Origin of the sequence: Nocardioides sp., from assembly GCF_031422975.1 — a bacterium.
GTDB lineage: Bacteria > Actinomycetota > Actinomycetes > Propionibacteriales > Nocardioidaceae > Nocardioides.
In genome coordinates this window covers 1-2,267 of sequence record NZ_JANPEO010000585.1, presented here as the reverse complement: position 1 = coordinate 2,267, position 2,267 = coordinate 1, and the positions used below count along the sequence as shown (strand labels likewise).

The following is a 2,267-nucleotide window of genomic DNA, read 5'->3' as shown; positions in this document are numbered from 1 at the left end:
GTGTAGATGACACGAGTCCGGGGCGGCATGACCGTATCCTCGCAGCAGCCGCCACCAGCGGATGCCTGCTGGGCCGCCCGGTCAGCCTGAGATGTCGCGGAGTTCGCGCCGCAGGTCGGCCAGCGGGCGCGTTGGTCTTCCAGCAACCCGACGGAGCGCGCCGGTCGCGAAGTTGACCAGCGCGACACCCCGCATAGCGGCTCTGGTCCGCCGGTGGCCGCCCCATTTCTCCGCATAGCGCAGCTGCGACGACGTTAACCAGGACTGGGTTCGGTCGGGCGCCGAAGAGGCTCCACCAGCGTGTTCGACTTCGACGCTCCCGACCAACACGCGTGGGACACCGAGGTCAGCCAGCCGACGTTGCAGATCGGTCTCTTCGCAGTACATGAAGAACGAGGTGTCGAAGCCGCCAACTTCGCGAAAGACCTCGGTTGGCAGCAGCATGACTACACCCGCCAGCCAGTCGACGTGTGAAGACTGTCCGGGCACCGCCGACAAATCGACCCCGATCGCCTTGAGATACCTCGGTCTGGAGTGGAAACGCTGGAGGACGTGCACCCTGGCCAAGGCGATTCGGCCGGCGCTGGGGAACAGCCTTCCCGTGGCCTCAATGCGTCCTGCCGTCCTCACTGCGGGGCCGCTCAGGGCGCGGACGGGAGTCGCATCGAGGAGGTTCCGAACCGTGGCGGGCTCCACGAGTACGTCGCTGTTCATGATGAGCAGCCACGGGTGCGTTGCGTAAGCCGCGCCATGGTTCACGGCACTGCCGAATCCACCGTTCGACGTCCGCCGCACGACCGTTACGCGCTGGTCGACAGCTTCGGGGAACGCAATAGGTGAGGCGTCGTCGACAACGATGATCTCCATCGCGTCCAAGCCACGTTGCCCGAGAAGTTGGTTCACGAGGCTCAGTGCATGCTTCGGGTCGCCGTAGTGCGGAATGACGATGCTCACCCGCATCGATTTCATTGACCGTGCCCCGAGTCGTCGGTGTGGTCGCCTGCGAGTACCCCGTCGGGATCCCACGTGGTCCATGTCCCCGGCCGGACCTGCACCATCGGCCCGTTGGCGTCGAAGCCCAAGCGGGGCTCGGGCTCCCCCCGGCTGATCCGGGCCCACATGTCGATGACCTCGTCGTCGCCGTGTGCGCTGGCGCTGGCCCAGTGCGGGGTCAGCTCGGTGATGTCGTCGCCTGTGAGCTCAGCAGCCTGCGTTCCCTGTCGCACCTTGCGCATCACCTGGCTCGGACCGCGATAGATCGCGTGCGCGATGTGCAGCGACGACCCGACCCGCCCGACCCGGCTCACGGCGTGGTTTCCTCGCTCGACCCTGGCCAGCGGGTGTGAGCGGAAGGCGACCTTGCCCACTTGGCCTGGAGTCGCGTCGAGGACGAAATCCGCCCGCGCCAGATCCGCAGGGTCAGCCTCGCGAGGCACCATGTGGTGCAGATGGGCGTTGATCACGCTTTCGGATCGTGACCGAAGGTGGTCTGCCAACCCGCCCGACTCCGCGAACCACCACTCATCGGCGTCGAAGGGGATCACCCAGTCCGCGCCTGCGCGCCAGGCTCGGTGGGCGAGCCAGGTCATCTTCTCGGCCTGATAGTAGGCAACGATGGGGTCAACCCCAACCAGTACGCGGTCGTCGTCACGCGCGCGCTCCTCCAGCAGCTCTCGGGTGCCGTCCACGGATCCGTTGTCGGCCACCAACACCCGGTCGACTCCTTGGTTGAGCAGATGGTCGAGGGTGGCGCCGATGACGTCGAGCTCGTCACGCACCATCGCAACACCCCAGACCTCGCCGATGTGGCGGCGGCTGCGCGGAAGGTTCGGCATCTCCATCCGACGTGCCACCAGGGCTTGGCGACGAAGACGCTCCCAGGAGGCGTACTCCCGCACGACCCAAGAGAGCTGGCCCAGCTGGGCGCGCGGCTTGTCGATCATCGGAAGTCCTTCAGCGAGGGCAGCATGCGCGGATCAGAGATGAGGCGATCGCGATGCTTCAGAGATAACGGTTGCACCACGGCGCCGAGCAGGTCTCCCCACGGGATGGGGTAGCCAGGGTTGTCCCCCATGATGTTGCCGGGGTAGCGGGCGAGATCGGGGGCGAAGCCGTCGAGCCGGCGCTCGACCTCGGCCAGCCACTCCGACGTCAGTTGCGTGCCAGGTCGTGCCGCGAACGCGCCGTTGCCCAGCAAGACGCCGTGATGGCGCCGCAGCGCCCTGCCCAGCGCTCCCGGTGCGGCAGCAGCGTCGTGGGAGCTGAGC

At 67.0% G+C, this 2,267-nt stretch carries 3 protein-coding genes; all 3 read right to left on the bottom strand.

The annotated features are described in order from the left end of the window. Positions 1–81: 81 nt before the first annotated feature. Positions 82–954 (bottom strand): glycosyltransferase family 2 protein, encoded by an 873-nt coding sequence (locus tag RMO85_RS17465; RefSeq protein WP_310529993.1) that lies wholly within the window; start codon positions 952–954, stop codon positions 82–84. A gap of 11 nt (positions 955–965) precedes the next feature. Then, complete coding sequence (locus tag RMO85_RS17460; protein ID WP_310529992.1) at positions 966–1,943, bottom strand: glycosyltransferase family 2 protein; 978 nt, start codon at positions 1,941–1,943, stop codon at positions 966–968. After that, a partial coding sequence (locus RMO85_RS17455; protein ID WP_310529991.1) for a hypothetical protein occupies positions 1,940–2,267 on the bottom strand: 328 nt, incomplete at its 5' end. The genes RMO85_RS17460 and RMO85_RS17455, both read right to left, overlap by 4 nt.